This is a genomic window from Microbacterium sp. NPDC007973, from assembly GCF_042958465.1.
Lineage (GTDB): Bacteria > Actinomycetota > Actinomycetes > Actinomycetales > Microbacteriaceae > Microbacterium > Microbacterium galbum.
The window spans coordinates 453,320-466,633 of the sequence record NZ_JBIBJJ010000001.1 but is presented as its reverse complement, the minus strand read 5'-3'; the positions used below and the strand labels follow the sequence as shown (position 1 = coordinate 466,633).

General features: G+C 72.2%; 12 protein-coding genes. 7 read left to right on the top strand and 5 right to left on the bottom strand.

Translation table 11 applies throughout. The features are described 5' to 3' along the window. Positions 1–186: 186 nt before the first annotated feature. The gene (locus ACFZA2_RS02495; RefSeq protein WP_391400157.1) at positions 187–1,245 is read right to left on the bottom strand and encodes an NADH:flavin oxidoreductase/NADH oxidase; all 1,059 of its coding nucleotides are present in this window, start codon (positions 1,243–1,245) and stop codon (positions 187–189) included. 29 nt (positions 1,246–1,274) lie between these two features. On the opposite strand from ACFZA2_RS02495, the gene ACFZA2_RS02490 reads away from it, so the two are divergent. The 3 genes from ACFZA2_RS02490 (at position 1,275) to ACFZA2_RS02480 (ending at position 3,917) form a co-directional block, all read left to right on the top strand. After that, positions 1,275–2,123, top strand: a complete 849-nt coding sequence (locus ACFZA2_RS02490; RefSeq protein WP_391400154.1) for an NAD(P)H-hydrate dehydratase — start codon at positions 1,275–1,277, stop codon at positions 2,121–2,123. Positions 2,124–2,198: 75 nt separating this feature from the next. Beyond that, the gene (locus ACFZA2_RS02485) at positions 2,199–3,506 is read left to right on the top strand and encodes a hypothetical protein (protein ID WP_391400151.1); all 1,308 of its coding nucleotides are present in this window, start codon (positions 2,199–2,201) and stop codon (positions 3,504–3,506) included. Positions 3,507–3,581: 75 nt separating this feature from the next. Further along, positions 3,582–3,917: an MTH1187 family thiamine-binding protein gene (locus ACFZA2_RS02480; RefSeq protein WP_391400149.1), complete on the top strand. Its 336-nt coding sequence runs from the start codon at positions 3,582–3,584 to the stop codon at positions 3,915–3,917. A 160-nt stretch (positions 3,918–4,077) separates the two neighbouring features. Here the strand turns inward: ACFZA2_RS02480 and ACFZA2_RS02475 are convergent, their stop codons facing one another. After that, positions 4,078–4,524: a hypothetical protein gene (locus ACFZA2_RS02475; protein ID WP_391400146.1), complete on the bottom strand. Its 447-nt coding sequence runs from the start codon at positions 4,522–4,524 to the stop codon at positions 4,078–4,080. A gap of 229 nt (positions 4,525–4,753) precedes the next feature. Between ACFZA2_RS02475 and ACFZA2_RS02470 the strand changes: the two genes are divergently transcribed. Beyond that, positions 4,754–6,001: an MFS transporter gene (locus ACFZA2_RS02470; RefSeq protein WP_391401491.1), complete on the top strand. Its 1,248-nt coding sequence runs from the start codon at positions 4,754–4,756 to the stop codon at positions 5,999–6,001. Positions 6,002–6,204: 203 nt separating this feature from the next. Here the strand turns inward: ACFZA2_RS02470 and ACFZA2_RS02465 are convergent, their stop codons facing one another. Then, positions 6,205–7,410, bottom strand: coding sequence for a homoserine O-acetyltransferase (locus tag ACFZA2_RS02465; RefSeq protein WP_391400143.1), 1,206 nt, complete (start codon positions 7,408–7,410; stop codon positions 6,205–6,207). A 116-nt stretch (positions 7,411–7,526) separates the two neighbouring features. Here ACFZA2_RS02465 and ACFZA2_RS02460 point away from each other — a divergent pair, with 116 nt between their 5' ends. After that, a complete protein-coding gene (locus ACFZA2_RS02460) occupies positions 7,527–8,225 on the top strand; it encodes an SDR family oxidoreductase (RefSeq protein ID WP_315993278.1) in 699 nt (232 codons plus the stop codon). 133 nt (positions 8,226–8,358) lie between these two features. On the opposite strand, the gene ACFZA2_RS02455 is transcribed toward ACFZA2_RS02460, so the two are convergent. Then, positions 8,359–9,681 (bottom strand): bifunctional o-acetylhomoserine/o-acetylserine sulfhydrylase, encoded by a 1,323-nt coding sequence (locus tag ACFZA2_RS02455; protein WP_391400140.1) that lies wholly within the window; start codon positions 9,679–9,681, stop codon positions 8,359–8,361. 170 nt (positions 9,682–9,851) lie between these two features. Between ACFZA2_RS02455 and ACFZA2_RS02450 the strand changes: the two genes are divergently transcribed. Continuing rightward, positions 9,852–10,622 (top strand): SDR family oxidoreductase, encoded by a 771-nt coding sequence (locus ACFZA2_RS02450; RefSeq protein ID WP_391400137.1) that lies wholly within the window; start codon positions 9,852–9,854, stop codon positions 10,620–10,622. Between the two features lie 16 nt (positions 10,623–10,638). Continuing rightward, a complete protein-coding gene (locus ACFZA2_RS02445; RefSeq protein WP_391400134.1) occupies positions 10,639–11,712 on the top strand; it encodes a hypothetical protein in 1,074 nt (357 codons plus the stop codon). Between the two features lie 12 nt (positions 11,713–11,724). Here the strand turns inward: ACFZA2_RS02445 and ACFZA2_RS02440 are convergent, their stop codons facing one another. Beyond that, positions 11,725–13,224 carry an MFS transporter gene (locus tag ACFZA2_RS02440; protein ID WP_391400131.1) on the bottom strand — a complete coding sequence of 500 codons (1,500 nt, stop codon included), beginning with the start codon at positions 13,222–13,224 and terminating at the stop codon, positions 11,725–11,727. Positions 13,225–13,314: the final 90 nt, after the last annotated feature.

The window sequence follows — 13,314 nt, the reverse complement described above, 5'->3', positions numbered from 1 at the left end:
CGACTCGACGGCGCGCGAGATGACGCGCTCCGGCGCGGTCGTCGCGCAACGAGTGGGCGGCGCGGCGCGAGATCACGCGCTGCGGCGCAACCGTCGCAACGAGGGGGCGGCGCGGCGCGAGATCACGCGAGCACCCGTCGTGGCGTGTGATCGGGGCGAGAACCGTGATCCGGATCGGGATGCGGCTCAGTACGCGCGCAGGTACTGCGCGGGGGCGGGGGAGTCCGCGCCCAGGGCGGCGGCCGCGCGCAGGGCGTAGTGCGGGTCGCGCAGCCACTCGCGGCCCGACATCACGGCGTCGGCGCGTCCGTCGGCGACGACGTTCTCCGCGAGGGCCGCATCGTCGATCATGCCGACCGCGCTGACGAGCAGGCCCGTTTCGCGGCGCACGGTCGCGGCGTACTCGACCTGATAACCGGGCCCGGGCACGATGTGCTGGTGGGGGACGAGCCCACCGCTCGAGACGTCGATGAGATCGGCGCCGGCTGCGGCGACGAGCCGGGACGCGGCCACCGTGTCGTCGACGCTCCAGCCGCCCTCGGCGGCGTCGGTGGCGGAGAAGCGCACGAACACCGCGGCCTCGGGCGCGGCGCGGCGGACGGCCTCGGTCACGCGGACGAGCAGGCGTGCGCGGTTCTCGAACGAGCCGCCGTACGCGTCGTCGCGGTGGTTGGTGAGGGGCGAGAGGAACTGGTGCAGCAGGTAGCCGTGGGCCGCGTGCAGCTCGAGCACCTGGAATCCCGCCCCGACGGCCCGGCGGGCGGCATCCGCGAAGTCGGTCACGACCTTCTCGACCCCCTCCGCGTCGAGCGCCGCGGGCTCGGCGAAATCGGCGTAGGCCAGGGCGGAGGGGGCGACGGTGCGCCATCCGCCGTCGCCGACCGAGACCGAGCCGCGCGCGCCGGAGAGCGGCGCCGACGTCGACGCCTTGCGACCGGCATGGCCGAGTTGCACGCCCGCGACGGCTCCGCGGGCGCGGATGGCCGTGACGATGGGCCGCCACGCCTCGGCCTGAGCGTCGGTCCACAGGCCGGCGTCCTGTGGGGAGATTCGCCCCTCGGGGGAGACCGCCGTCGCCTCCGCGATCACCAGCCCCGCCCCGCCCGCGGCGAACTGCGCGAGGTGAACGTGATGCCAGTCGTTCGGGACGCCCTCCACCGCGCTGTACTGGCACATCGGCGAGACCCACAAGCGGTTGCGCATCTCGATACCGCGAATGGCCAGGGGAGTGAAGAGGGCGCTCATGGGAGACCTTTGCGTTCTAGGGTGACGCCATGACGGCGAAGGATTGGGACGGACACGATGCCGCCCGCGTACTGCGGAGGCCAACGGCGGACGACGACAAGTATTCCCGCGGAGTCATCGGCGTGCGCACGGGGTCGACCCGCTATCCCGGAGCGGCGGTGCTGGGGGTCGAGGCGGCCTGGCGCACGGGCACCGGGATGGTGCGCTACCTCGGACCGCAGCGCGCGCAGGACCTCGTCCTGCAGCGTCGCCCCGAGACCGTGACCGCCGATGGTCGCGTGCAGGCGTGGCTGATGGGGTCGGGGACGGATGCCGCGGAGCGCGACGCCGCCGAGACCGCGGCGTTGCGCGGCATCCTCCGCGGCGAGGTGCCGGTGGTGGTCGACGCGGGCGCCCTCGACCTGGTGCCGGACGCCACCGCTGCGGTGATCGTGACTCCCCATGCCCGCGAACTCGACCGGCTGCGGGAGGCGCTGGGGCTGCCGCAGGCCGCGACCGACGACCGCGAGCGCGTCGCTCGCGAGACGGCCGACGCCTTCGGCGGGGTGGTGCTGTCGAAGGGCGCCGTCACCGTGGTCGCGGCGGCGGGAGGCTGGACCCGTCGGGTGTCGGCCGGGACGCCGTGGCTCGCGACCGCGGGCACCGGCGATGTGCTGGGGGGAGTGCTGGGCGCCCTCACCGCGTCCGCGGTGGCGGCCGGGCGCACCGGCATCGACGACCTCGCGGCGTGCGCGGCGACCGCCGCCTGGGTGCACGGGCGGGCCGGGGCGGTGGCCTCCCTGTCGGTCGGCGGCGAGGGCGGTCCGATCACGGCGCTCGACGTCGCCGAGGCCGTGCCGCGGGTCATCGCGGAGCTGCTGCGGGACTCGATCGCATAACGGTTGACCCGCTCCCACCCTGCGGGTGCAGGAGCGGGGCCGGGGCCGGTGCGGACGCCCGCTTAGGATCGGGGGGTGCTGAGGCGTGTCGTTCCCCTGTTGATCGCGTTCGTCGCCGTGCACGTCGTGGTGGGGGTGCTGGGCTACCAGCAGCCCAACGAACCCATGGGCGACGTGTACCTGGTGTACGAGCCGTGGTCGCGCTGCGCGCTGTTCGGGGGGATCGACGTGACCTCCTGCACCCGCAGCGACACCTGGCAGTGGCCCGGGATCACCGAGAAGTGGATCTACCCGCAGCTCGCCTTCCTCCCGATGACGTTCGCCTGGCTCTTCGCCTGGGCGGTCGGCTACACCCCGGCCTGGGCGATCACCGTCGCCCTCTTCAACCTCATCGCCTTCGTCGTCCTCGTCGGTTCGGGTCGCTCCCGCGGTCGCGTGCTGGCCGCGTGGTTCTGGCTGGCGGCGATCCTGCTCATCGGCCCCGTCGGCATCTACCGCATCGACGGCATCACCGTGCCCTTCGCCATCCTCGGGGGGATCTGGATGCTGCGGCGCCCGTTCCTGGCCTCCGTCCTGCTGTCGGTCTCGGTGTGGATGAAGGTGTGGCCGGCGGCCATCCTCGCCGCGGGTCTCGTCGTGGTGCGCCGCCGCCTGGCCCTCGTCTGGGGCGCGGTGGCGGTATCGCTGGCGACCATCGTCCCGGTGGTCGCGCTCGGCGGAGCCCCCTTCGTCTTCGGCTTCGTGGGAGACCAGACCTCGCGCGGCATCCAGATGGAGGCGCCCGTCGGCGGGCTCTACATGTTCCTCTCGGCGTTCTACGTCCCGGGCAGCGAGGTCTACTACGACGGTGACGTGCTGACCTTCCAGGTAACCGGCCCGGGCGCCGACGCGGTCATCGCCGCCATGACCCCGGTCATGCTGCTGACCATGGTGGGCGTGGCCGCCGTGGGCGTCTGGAAGCTGCGTCACGGCGCCACGTTCCTCGCGCTCTTCCCGCCGCTGTCGCTGGCGTTGGTGACGGCCTTCATCGCGCTGAACAAGGTCGGCTCGCCCCAGTACTACGTGTGGCTGTTCGCCCCGGTCGTGCTCGGCCTCATGATCGACCGCCGACGGTGGTTCGGCTTCGCGGGCCTGACCCTGGTCATCGCCGGCCTGACCCAGTGGATGTACCCGCTGCTCTACGACGGACTGATGGCGACCCACCCGAACCCCTTCCCGGTCGTGGTCCTCGAGGTGCGCAACCTCCTCGCCCTGGTGCTGCTGGTGTGGGCCATCGTGCGCGTCGCGCGCGTCCCCGTCGGTCGCGTCCGGCCGCCGGCCGGCCTGCGGGAGATCGTGACGGGTCGCCGCCCCGTTCCGCCCCGGGTGCCCACGGGACGCTGAGGCACGGGAGACGGCGGAGCGGCCGGCCGGAGCCCGCCGGTTCCGCCCGGTCGGGGTGCGCCGTAGTCTCGACGCATGCTCATCGCCTTCTCCGTCGCCCCTTCCGGTGTCGGCACCGCCGCCGCCGAGAACCCCGACGCCTCGGTGCACGACGCCGTGGCCGCAGCGGTCGCCGTCGTGCGCGCGTGCGGTCTGCCGCACCGCACGACCTCGATGTTCACCGAGGTCGAGGGCGAGTGGGACGAGGTGTTCGCGGTCGTCAAAGCGGCGACGGATGCCGTGATGCCCTACGGATCACGGGTGTCGCTCGTGCTCAAGGCCGATATCCGCCCGGGGCGCACGGGCGAGATCGAGGGCAAGGTCGAGCGGCTCGAACAGGCACTGGAGCGCCGGGAGGACCGCGCGGACTGAGCCGCGGCGCGCCGGTCGCGCCGACGTGGACGGAACGGCGCACGCTCCCGCCCGGTGCGCAGACGCCCGGTGCGCAGACGCCCGGCGACGGAGGAGCGTCGCGGCCGACGAGATCGCGTCGGCAGGCCCCGTCGGCTTCGCCCGTCTCGGGGGACCTGCCTCAGATCGCGGGCGGGTCGGTCCAGATGCGCTTGGTGATGGCGGCGACGTCAGCGTCGATGCGCGCGAGGTCGCCGCGCAGGCGGCTCTCGACGCTGTCGATCGTCGCCTTGAGTCCGGCTTCGACGCTGTCGATCTTGGCGTTGAGTCCGGCTTCGACGCTGTCGATCTTGGCGTTGAGTCCGGCTTCGACGCTGTCGATCTTGGCGTTGAGTCCGGCTTCGACGCTGTCGATCCTGGCGGTGAGCTCGATGCGCGTGACGCGTGACTCGGCGACGGTGTCGTGCCGCAGGGAATCGATGCGCGCCTCGAGGCGGTCGGTGTTCGCGGCGATGACCTTCGTCAGCGAGCCCATGATGAGGTTCGTGCTGAGAGTCATGCCGCCGAGGACGGCGGCCGCGAACGTTCCGATCAGCACCCACACCTGTGGTTCGGTCATCTCCGGCATCCCTTCATTGTGCGGTGAGGGGTTCGAGAGTGCCACGTTCGGAGCGGGTGAATTCTCGTCGTCGCCGCGACGGGGGAGAAATGGGCCGATCCGTCGTATGGGGAGGAGGGGTGCGCGGCGTCCGCCGACCTCGAGGACGTGTGCACGACTCTCGAAACGATTCGGTCGGGTAGCGGAACCCGACTAGCATCGTCGAGTGACCTCTTCGACTCCCTCGAGAGGTGCGGCGATGCGGGCGCTCCTTTCTCTCGCCATCGGCAGTTTCGGCATCGGCATGACCGAGTTCGTCGTGATGGGCCTGCTGCCCAACATCGCCCGTGAACTCCTGCCCGGTGCCTGGGCGGCCTCTCCCGACGACGCGATCGCCCAAGCCGGGTGGCTCATCTCGCTGTACGCCCTCGGGGTCGTCGTGGGCGCGCCGACCATCGCGGGGTCCGTGGCCCGGTTCCCTCGTCACCGCGTCATGATCGTTCTGGCGGCGGCGCTGGCGTTCTTCACGCTGCTGACGGTGATCGCCCCGACGTTCGAGCTGGTGGCGGCGTCGCGCTTCCTCGCGGGACTGCCGCACGGCGCCTACTTCGGCATCGGCGCGCTGGTCGCCGCCGATGCCCTCGGACCGGGCAACCGCGCCAAGGGCGTCGCGTTCGTGCTCACCGGACTGACCATCGCCAACGTCGTGGGCGTGCCGCTGGGCACGCTCCTCGGGCAGCAAATCGGCTGGCGGGCGGCCTTCGCCGTGGTGACCGCCATCTTCGCCTTCGCGGCGGTCTGCATCGCCCTCTTCGTGCCGTCGCACCCGGGCTCGCCCGGGAGACGTCTGCGCGACGAGCTGCGCGTGTTCCGGATCGGCCAGGTCTGGTTCGCGCTCGGCATCGGAGCGGTCGGCTTCGGCGGCTTCTTCGCGATGTACAGCTACATCGCGCCCATGATCACCGATGTCGCCGGCCAGCCGGAGTGGGCGGTCTCCCTCGTGCTCGTCCTCGTCGGCGTGGGGATGACGGTCGGCAACATCGTCGGCGGTGCACTCGCCGACAAAGACCTCCGCTTCTGGTTGTCCGTGGGGCTGATCGCTCTGGGTGTGGCATCCGTGGGTCTGGCGCTCACGGCGACCTGGATCGTCAGCCTCGTCTTCTTCGCCTTCCTCGTCGCCTTCTGCGGCTCCGCGTTGAGCCCGTCGATCCAGACGCGGCTCATGGACGTCGCGGAGGACAACCAGTCCATCGCGGCCGCCCTCAACCACTCCGCGCTGAACATCGGCAACAGCCTCGGCGCGTTCCTCGGCGGTCTCGCGATCGCCGCGGGGCTCGGCCTCGTCGCCCCCGCGTGGGTCGGGGCGCTGCTGGCCCTGGGCGGGCTCGCGGTGGCGTTCGTGTCGTACCGCGTCGAGGACCGGTCCGGGCGTCATCCCGCGCATCGGATGCCGGCCGCCGAAGCCGCCCAGACCGCCATCACGGGCTCGATCCCGACGCAGCGCTGACTTCGGCCCCCGGGCTCGATCCCCACGCAGCGCTGAGTCCGGCGTCCCCGGGCGGTGCCGAGTGTCCAGGACACGCCGCGACGGCCGACCTGACGCGGCGTGTCCTGGACACTCGACGGGGCGTGCGGCGGGGGGCGTGCGGCGGTGCCGGGGCGGGGCGGGGTGGGGTGGGGCGGATGCCGGGGGCGCGGCACCCGCGGTGCTCAGGTCGCGAACAGGCGGCGCAGGTGCGTGGCGACGGCGGCGGTCTCGATGAGGAAGCCGTCGTGCCCGAAGTCGCTCGAGAGCACGACGGCGGCATCGCCGTCGAGGGTGTTCGGGATGCCGCGGGCGATGCGGTGCTGTCCGTCGATGGGGAACAGGCGATCGCTGTCGATGCCCAGGACGAGGGTCGTGGCGGTGACGCGGGCGAGGGCGTCTTCGACACCGTCGCGGTCGCGTCCGACGTCGTGCGAATTCATGGCCTCGACCAGGGTCAGGTAGCTGTTCGCGTCGAAGCGTCGCGTGAACTTGTTGCCGTGGAAGTCGAGGTACGACTCCACCGCGAAGCGGCCGCCGCGCCCGAGCGGGCTGACCCCCGACTGCCAGGAGCGCTGGAAGCGCTGATTCAGCTCGGTCGGGCTCCGGTAGTTCAGCAACGCCATGCGTCGCGCGAGGGCGAGGCCGCGGTGGGGTCCGTCGCCGTCGCCGGCGTCGTAGTACTCGCCGCCCGCGAAGCGCGGATCGACGCGGACGGTGTCGAGCTGCACGGAGTTCAGGGCGATCTGGTCGGCCGTCGTGATCGGCGGGGCCGACAGGATCGCCGAGCGCTCGACGCGGTCGGGGTGGCCCACCGCCCACTCCAGGGCGTGCATGCCGCCCATCGATCCGCCCACGACGGCGAACCACCGGTCGACGCCGAGCGCGTCGGCGAGCGCCGCCTGAGCGGAGACCTGGTCGCGGATGGTGAGGTAGGGGAAGCGCGAGGCCCACTCGTACCCGTCGGGGGCGATGCTGGCCGGACCCGTCGAGCCCTGGCATCCGCCGAGCATGTTGGGGGCGACGACGAACCACCGGTCGGTGTCGATCGCGGCTCCCGGGCCGACGAGGTCGCTCCACCAGCCCGCCGTGGCGTGGCCGGGGCCCGCCGCGCCGCGGACGTGGCTGTCGCCCGTCAGGGCGTGCAGGATCAGGACGGCGTTGTCGCGCGCGGGGGAGAGCTCGCCCCACGTCTCGTAGGCGAGGCGCACGTGCGGCAGCGATTCGCCGTTCTCGGTCATGAAGGGGCCGAACGAGACGAACCGCCGATCGCCGACCGGGTCTCCGTCGCGCCAGGCGCCCGTCGCCGGGGGCCGACCGAGCAGAGACCGCGCATCGGCCTCCGTCACCGGTGCCGAGGGCACGGTGTCTTCGGAGATCTGCCAGTCCATGGCATCCATTCTCGCCGGTGCGCGCGGACGGGCACGGTCTGTTACGACGACGGAAGACTCGGATGCCGCTTGTCCAGCCCCCGTCGACACCCGGGTGGGGTGGTCATGATCCCGGCATGGCGAACTTCCTTCTCATCGCGGCCTCGAGCGACATCGGCCAGGCGACGGCGACACGACTGAGCGACGCGGGACACCACGTCGTGACCACCGCGCGGGACTCCTCGCGCATCGACCCCGACTTCACCCTCGACGCCACCGACTTCGATGCGGTCGACAAGGTCGTCGCCGAGGCGGGGGAGCTCGACGGGATCGCGGTCTTCGCGGGGTCGATGCTGCTGAAGCCTGCGCATCTGACCTCGCGTGCCCAGTTCGACGAGCTCATCGCGGCCTCGCTCACCACCGCGTTCGCCGCGGTGCGGGCGGCGGGCGCGCACATGCGCGACGGTGGGGCGGTGGTGCTCGTGTCGTCGGCGGCGGCGCTAGCGGGCCTGCCCAACCACGACGGGATCGCCGCGGCCAAGGCCGGCGTGATCGGCCTGACCCTGTCGGCCGCCGCGAGCTACGCCGCGCACGGGCTGCGCGTGAACGCGGTGGCCCCGGGGCTCGTGCAGACGCGGCTGACCGAGAAGCTCACCTCGAGCGACATGTCGCGGAAGGTGTCGGAGGCGATGCACCCGCTCGGTCGCCTCGGCGAGCCCGACGATGTCGCGCGCGCGGTGGAGTTCCTGCTCGCCCCCGAGAACGCCTGGATGACGGGGCAGGTGCTCGGGGTGGACGGCGGCCTCGGCAGCCTGCGTCCGCGGCAGAAGATCTGACTCCCGCCGCGCGAGTCGCCAGGATTCGTCGCTCCTCGGCACCCCGAAGCGACGAATCTCGGCGACTTGCGCGGGTGGGACGCGAACGCCCCGCCCCGGGTCGACCGGGGCGGGGCGTCGCTGCGGGGATCACTCAGGCGCGGGCGGCCTCCGACAGGCGGCGCGCGGCGGCGAGGGCCTGGTCGAGGTCGGCCTTCAGGTCGCCGATGTTCTCGAGGCCGACCGACAGGCGCACCAGCCCGGGCGTGACCCCGGCGGTCAGCTGCTGCTCGGGGGTGAGCTGCGAGTGCGTCGTGGATGCCGGGTGGATGACGAGGGAGCGCACGTCGCCGATGTTGGCCAGGTGGCTGAACAGGCTCAGCGCGTTGACGAACTCGCGGCCCGCCTCGACGCCGCCCTTGAGCTCGAACGACAGCACCGCGCCGACGCCCTTCGGGGCGTAGTTGTTGGCCGCGGCGTACCAGGGCGAGCTGGGGAGGCCGGAGTAGTTCACGCTCGCGACATCGGGGTGCGACTCGAGCCACTCCGCGATCTCCTGCGCGTTCTGCACGTGACGCTCGACGCGCAGCGAGAGCGTCTCGATGCCCTGGATGAGCTGCCACGCGCTCTGCGGGGCGATGGAGGCGCCGAGGTCGCGCAGCAGCTGCACGCGCGCCTTGATGATGTAGGCCAGGCCGTCGCCGACCGCCTGCGTGTAGACCGCACCGTGGTACGAGGGGTCGGGCGTGGTGAGACCCGGGAAGCGCTCGGAGTGCTCGGACCACGCGAAGGTGCCGCCGTCGACGATGACGCCGCCGATCGTGGTGCCGTGACCGCCGAGGAACTTCGTCGCCGAGTGGACGATGATGTCGGCGCCGTGCTCGAAGGGCCGGATGAGGTACGGCGTCGCGATCGTGTTGTCGACGATGAGCGGCACGCCCGCCTCGTGCGCGACGTCGGCGACGGAGCGGATGTCGAGCACGTTGATCTTCGGGTTGCCGATGGTCTCGGCGAAGAAGAGCTTGGTGTTCGGTCGGACCGCCGCGCGCCAGGCCTCGGGGTCGTCCTGGTTCTCGACGAAGGTGGTCTCGATGCCGAGCTTGGCGAGCGTGTACTTGAACAGGTTGTACGTGCCGCCGTAGATGGAGCTCGACGACACGATGTGATCGCCCGCCTGGGCGATGTTGAGGACCGCGAACGTCTCGGCCGCCTGGCCGCTGGCGACGAGGAGGGCGCCGGTGCCGCCCTCGAGGCCCGCGACACGCTGCTCGACGACGTCTTGCGTGGGGTTCTGGATGCGCGTGTAGATGTTGCCGAACTCGGCGAGCGCGAAGAGGTTCGCGGCGTGGTCGGCGTTGTCGAAGACGTACGAGGTGGTCTGGTAGATCGGCGTGGCGCGCGCCTTGGTGACCGGGTCGGGCTGAGCGCCCGTGTGGATCTGCTTCGTCTCGAAACGCCAGTTCTCGGGTGCCGACATGGCTGCTCCTCAGGTTCTGGGGGGCCGAGCGGTCGCCCTGGCCTGCTGCGAGCGTAGACACGGGTGAAAACGCGGGCAACCGCGGAGGAAACGCGATGTCACACGGGCGGTCGCGCCGACTCCCGACGCGAGGCCCTCGTGCGTCGGAGGAGAGCAGTAGCGTGGATGCCATGACGCGACGTGCGGTGGTGACCGGGGCCAGTTCGGGGATCGGGGAGGCGACGGCGCGGCTGCTGCGCGCGCGCGGATGGGACGTCGTCGGCGTGGCCCGCCGCGCGGAGCGTCTCGCGGCCCTCGAAGCCGAGACGGGCGCGGTGGCGCACGCCGCCGACCTCACCGACGCCGACGCGGTCGCGGCGCTCGCCGCCTGGCTCGACGAGACCGGGGGAGTCGACGCTCTCGTGCACGTGGCCGGTGGCGCGCGCGGCAGCGACCGTGTCGAAGACGGCGATCCCGAGGACTGGCGCTGGATGTTCGAGGCGAACGTGCTGTCGGGGCAACGGCTCGTGGCATCCCTTCTTCCCCTCCTCCGGCGTGCGGCCGACGCGAGCGGGCACGCCGACCTGCTGTTCGTCACCTCCACCGCCGCGCAGACGGCATACCCCGGTGGGGGCGGCTACAACGCGGCGAAGGCCGGCGAGGCCATGCTCGTGCACGCGCTGCGGCAGGAGCTCAACGGCGAACCGCTGCGCGTGATCGAGATCGCCCCGGGCATGGTGCGCACCGAGGAGTTCACGCTCAACCGTCTGGGCGGAGATCAGGATGCCGCCGACAAGCTGTACGAGGGTGTCGAGGCGCCACTGGTGGCCGGCGACGTGGCCGACGTGATCGCCTATGCGCTCGACGCGCCGGGTCACGTCAACCTCGACTCGGTGACGATGCGCCCCGTCGCGCAGTCGGCGCAGCACCTGCTGGCGCGGGGCCCCCTGCGCACCCGGTGATGCCGAGTCTCGCGGAATGACCGAGTCGACGCTCGACGTCGAGGCGCTTCGCGCCCGCCCGAGCCGTGCGGAGCTCCGGGAGTTCTGGGCGCGGTTCCGGCAGCAGCACCCGCGGGTCCGCGATCCGGAGAGGCGGGGGCGACGGGCTGTCTTCACCTTCCTCCTGATCACCTCGGCGGTCGGTGCGCTGGGGATGGGGGCCACCATCGCGGCGAGGATCCGCGAGGGCGGGTCCGATGAGGTGCGGCCCATGTCCCTGATCGTGTTCCTGTTCGCGGGGGTGTTCGTCTTCAGCGTGTGGGGCATCGTCCGCACCGGCAGGGGACGCACACGCCCCCGCGAACACTGGGCGCTGTCCCGTTTCGCCGACGACAACGGGCTCGTGTACGTCCCGGGGCCGAGGTCGGGAACCCTGCGTGCCTGGTGGAGCATCACGGGGCACACCGTCTCCCGCGCGATGACGCGCGAGAATGGCGACGGACGAACGGTCGAGTGGGCGGACTACGAGATCCGCAACGCCACGCGTCGGTTCACGTACCCGCCGGTCGGCGGCTGGATCGCGATCCGTCTCCGGCGCCCGCTGCCGCACATCATCGTGCGCGCCACTCGGCGCGGAACCCGCGCGTTCGCGGTGGCGGCCGTTCCCGACGCCGGGCAGCGGCTCTCGCTCGAGGGGGACTTCGACGAGCATTTCGACCTGTACTGCCCGGAGGGGTACGAGGCGGACGCGCTCTACCTGTTCACCCCCGACGTGATGGCGCAGGCCATCGACGACGCGGGCGGGTGGGACATCGAGATCGTGGACGATCTGCTCCTGCTCGTGCACCCGCGCGGTGTCGTCACGACCGACCCGGAGCGGTGGGTCGAGGTCATGCGCACCGCGGACGCGTTCGTCACGAAGCTCGAGCAGTGGGAGCGCTGGCGCGAGGGGCAGCGGCGAACGGAACCCGCCGGGCAGGGCTACCGGGGAGACGCCGCGGTGGCGCCCGCCGGTCGGCGTCTGCGGACGTCGTGGGGACTCGCCGCCTGGGTGTCGTTCGGCATCGTCGTGGCGCTCGCCATCGGGTTCTTCGCCCTCGGCCGCCCGTGAGCGGCACAGCGCTCAGCTGACGTCGCCGCGCGCCGCGTGCGCGTCGACCTCGGCCTCCGCGCGATCGGCGAAGGCCACTTCGGGCACGAAGAGCAGCAGGACCGCCGCCGCGAACCCTCCCGCCGCGCAGATCGACCAGACGGTCAGGTACCCCGCGAGAGGAGCAGCGGTGGCCGCCACGGCCGAGCCCGCGCCTGCTGCCAGGACCACCCCGAACACCGCGGACGACATCGTTCCGCCCACGGTCTTGGTCGTGTTCGTGAGGGCGGATGCCACGCCGGTCTGCCCGCGCGGAGCCGCGGCCGCGGCGGCCGCGGGCATCGCCGCGACGAGCGCCCCCGAACCGAGGCCGGCGATCCCGAGGCACACCAGCACCTGCCACAGCTCGACGTGGAGGGGGAGCAGCAGCGCGTATCCCGCCCCGACGAGGACCGCCGCGCCGATCAGCACCGCGCGGGGACTCGCGCGCCGCGAGGTCACCGCGAACAGCACCGCCCCGACGATGAGGGACACGAGGTACACCCCGATCACGTTCGACCGGTCGGTGGCATCCAATCCGAGCCCGTAGCCGAGCGCAGGGTCGGTTCCGGCGTAGGTGGCGAGCGGGCCCTGCGCGCCGAGGAGGCTGATACCGACCAGGAACGCCGTGGCCTGCACCGGCCACATTTCGGGGCGCCGCAGCACGCGGATGTCGATCGCGGGATCGCTCTGCCGCAACTCGAAGCGCACGAACACCGCGGCCAGCACCACCCCCGCGAGCAGCAGTCCGGCGATGACGACCGGGCCCGGCCCCTCGGGCAGGCGCACGAACGAGAGCGCACCGGTCACGCACAGGAGCGCGCCGGCGAGGATCGCGAACCCGCCCACGTCGAGGCGGCGCTCGCCGTCGGCTCGTTCCGACTCGGGCACGCCGAGCCAGATGACGACGCAGATCAGGGTGACCACGATCGCGGGGATCGCGAGCGAGAGGCGCAGATCGCCGCCGGTCGCGGCGAACAGACGCCCGGCCGCGAGGGCGCCCAGGATCGCGCCGACCTGCAGCCCCACCACGAGCAGTCCCGCGGCCCGGCGCGTGCGCGAGACCCCGTGGGCGGCGCGACGGCCGCGATCGAAGACGAGGGCGATCTCGAGCGGCAGCCACACGACGTAGAAGCCCTGCAGCGCCCACGCGGCGAGGAAGGTGCCGAAGGAGTCGGCGAAGACGAGCCACCAGCTCGCGGCGGCCGTCGCCAGCGCGGAGGCGAGCAGGATGCGCTTGTGCCCGAACATGTCGCCGAGCTTGGCGAGCACGGGCAGCACCAGCGCGGAGAGCAGCAGCTGCGCGGCCTCGAACCAGTTGACGTCGGCGTCGCGGATGCCCAGGTGCACGACGATGTCGGGCAGCAGCGGCACGTAGAAGCCCTGCAGGATGCCGCTGGCCAGCTCGACCAGCACGAACCACCCGATGAGTCCCGCGGTCACGCCGAGGGCGGACGAGCGCACCCTCGCGACCGCGCCGGAGACGCGCGACATGGCGCGAGAGTAGCACCGGCCCTCGAAGCACGTTCGGCGCTGGCGCGCGGCGCCCTCGCCGGCGTGCTATTTTCACTCGTAAACGTGCAG

What these genes read in the sequence shown, in the direction of transcription:
- ACFZA2_RS02495 (WP_391400157.1), bottom strand. Translation starts at nt 1,245, where the DNA reads ATGAGCGCCCTCTTCACTCCCCTGGCCATTCGCGGTATCGAGATGCGC.
- ACFZA2_RS02490 (WP_391400154.1), top strand. Translation starts at nt 1,275, where the DNA reads ATGACGGCGAAGGATTGGGACGGACACGATGCCGCCCGCGTACTGCGG.
- ACFZA2_RS02480 (WP_391400149.1), top strand. Translation starts at nt 3,582, where the DNA reads ATGCTCATCGCCTTCTCCGTCGCCCCTTCCGGTGTCGGCACCGCCGCC.
- ACFZA2_RS02475 (WP_391400146.1), bottom strand. Translation starts at nt 4,524, where the DNA reads ATGCCGGAGATGACCGAACCACAGGTGTGGGTGCTGATCGGAACGTTC.
- ACFZA2_RS02470 (WP_391401491.1), top strand. Translation starts at nt 4,754, where the DNA reads ATGCGGGCGCTCCTTTCTCTCGCCATCGGCAGTTTCGGCATCGGCATG.
- ACFZA2_RS02465 (WP_391400143.1), bottom strand. Translation starts at nt 7,410, where the DNA reads ATGGACTGGCAGATCTCCGAAGACACCGTGCCCTCGGCACCGGTGACG.
- ACFZA2_RS02460 (WP_315993278.1), top strand. Translation starts at nt 7,527, where the DNA reads ATGGCGAACTTCCTTCTCATCGCGGCCTCGAGCGACATCGGCCAGGCG.
- ACFZA2_RS02455 (WP_391400140.1), bottom strand. Translation starts at nt 9,681, where the DNA reads ATGTCGGCACCCGAGAACTGGCGTTTCGAGACGAAGCAGATCCACACG.
- ACFZA2_RS02450 (WP_391400137.1), top strand. Translation starts at nt 9,852, where the DNA reads ATGACGCGACGTGCGGTGGTGACCGGGGCCAGTTCGGGGATCGGGGAG.
- ACFZA2_RS02445 (WP_391400134.1), top strand. Translation starts at nt 10,639, where the DNA reads ATGACCGAGTCGACGCTCGACGTCGAGGCGCTTCGCGCCCGCCCGAGC.
- ACFZA2_RS02440 (WP_391400131.1), bottom strand. Translation starts at nt 13,224, where the DNA reads ATGTCGCGCGTCTCCGGCGCGGTCGCGAGGGTGCGCTCGTCCGCCCTC.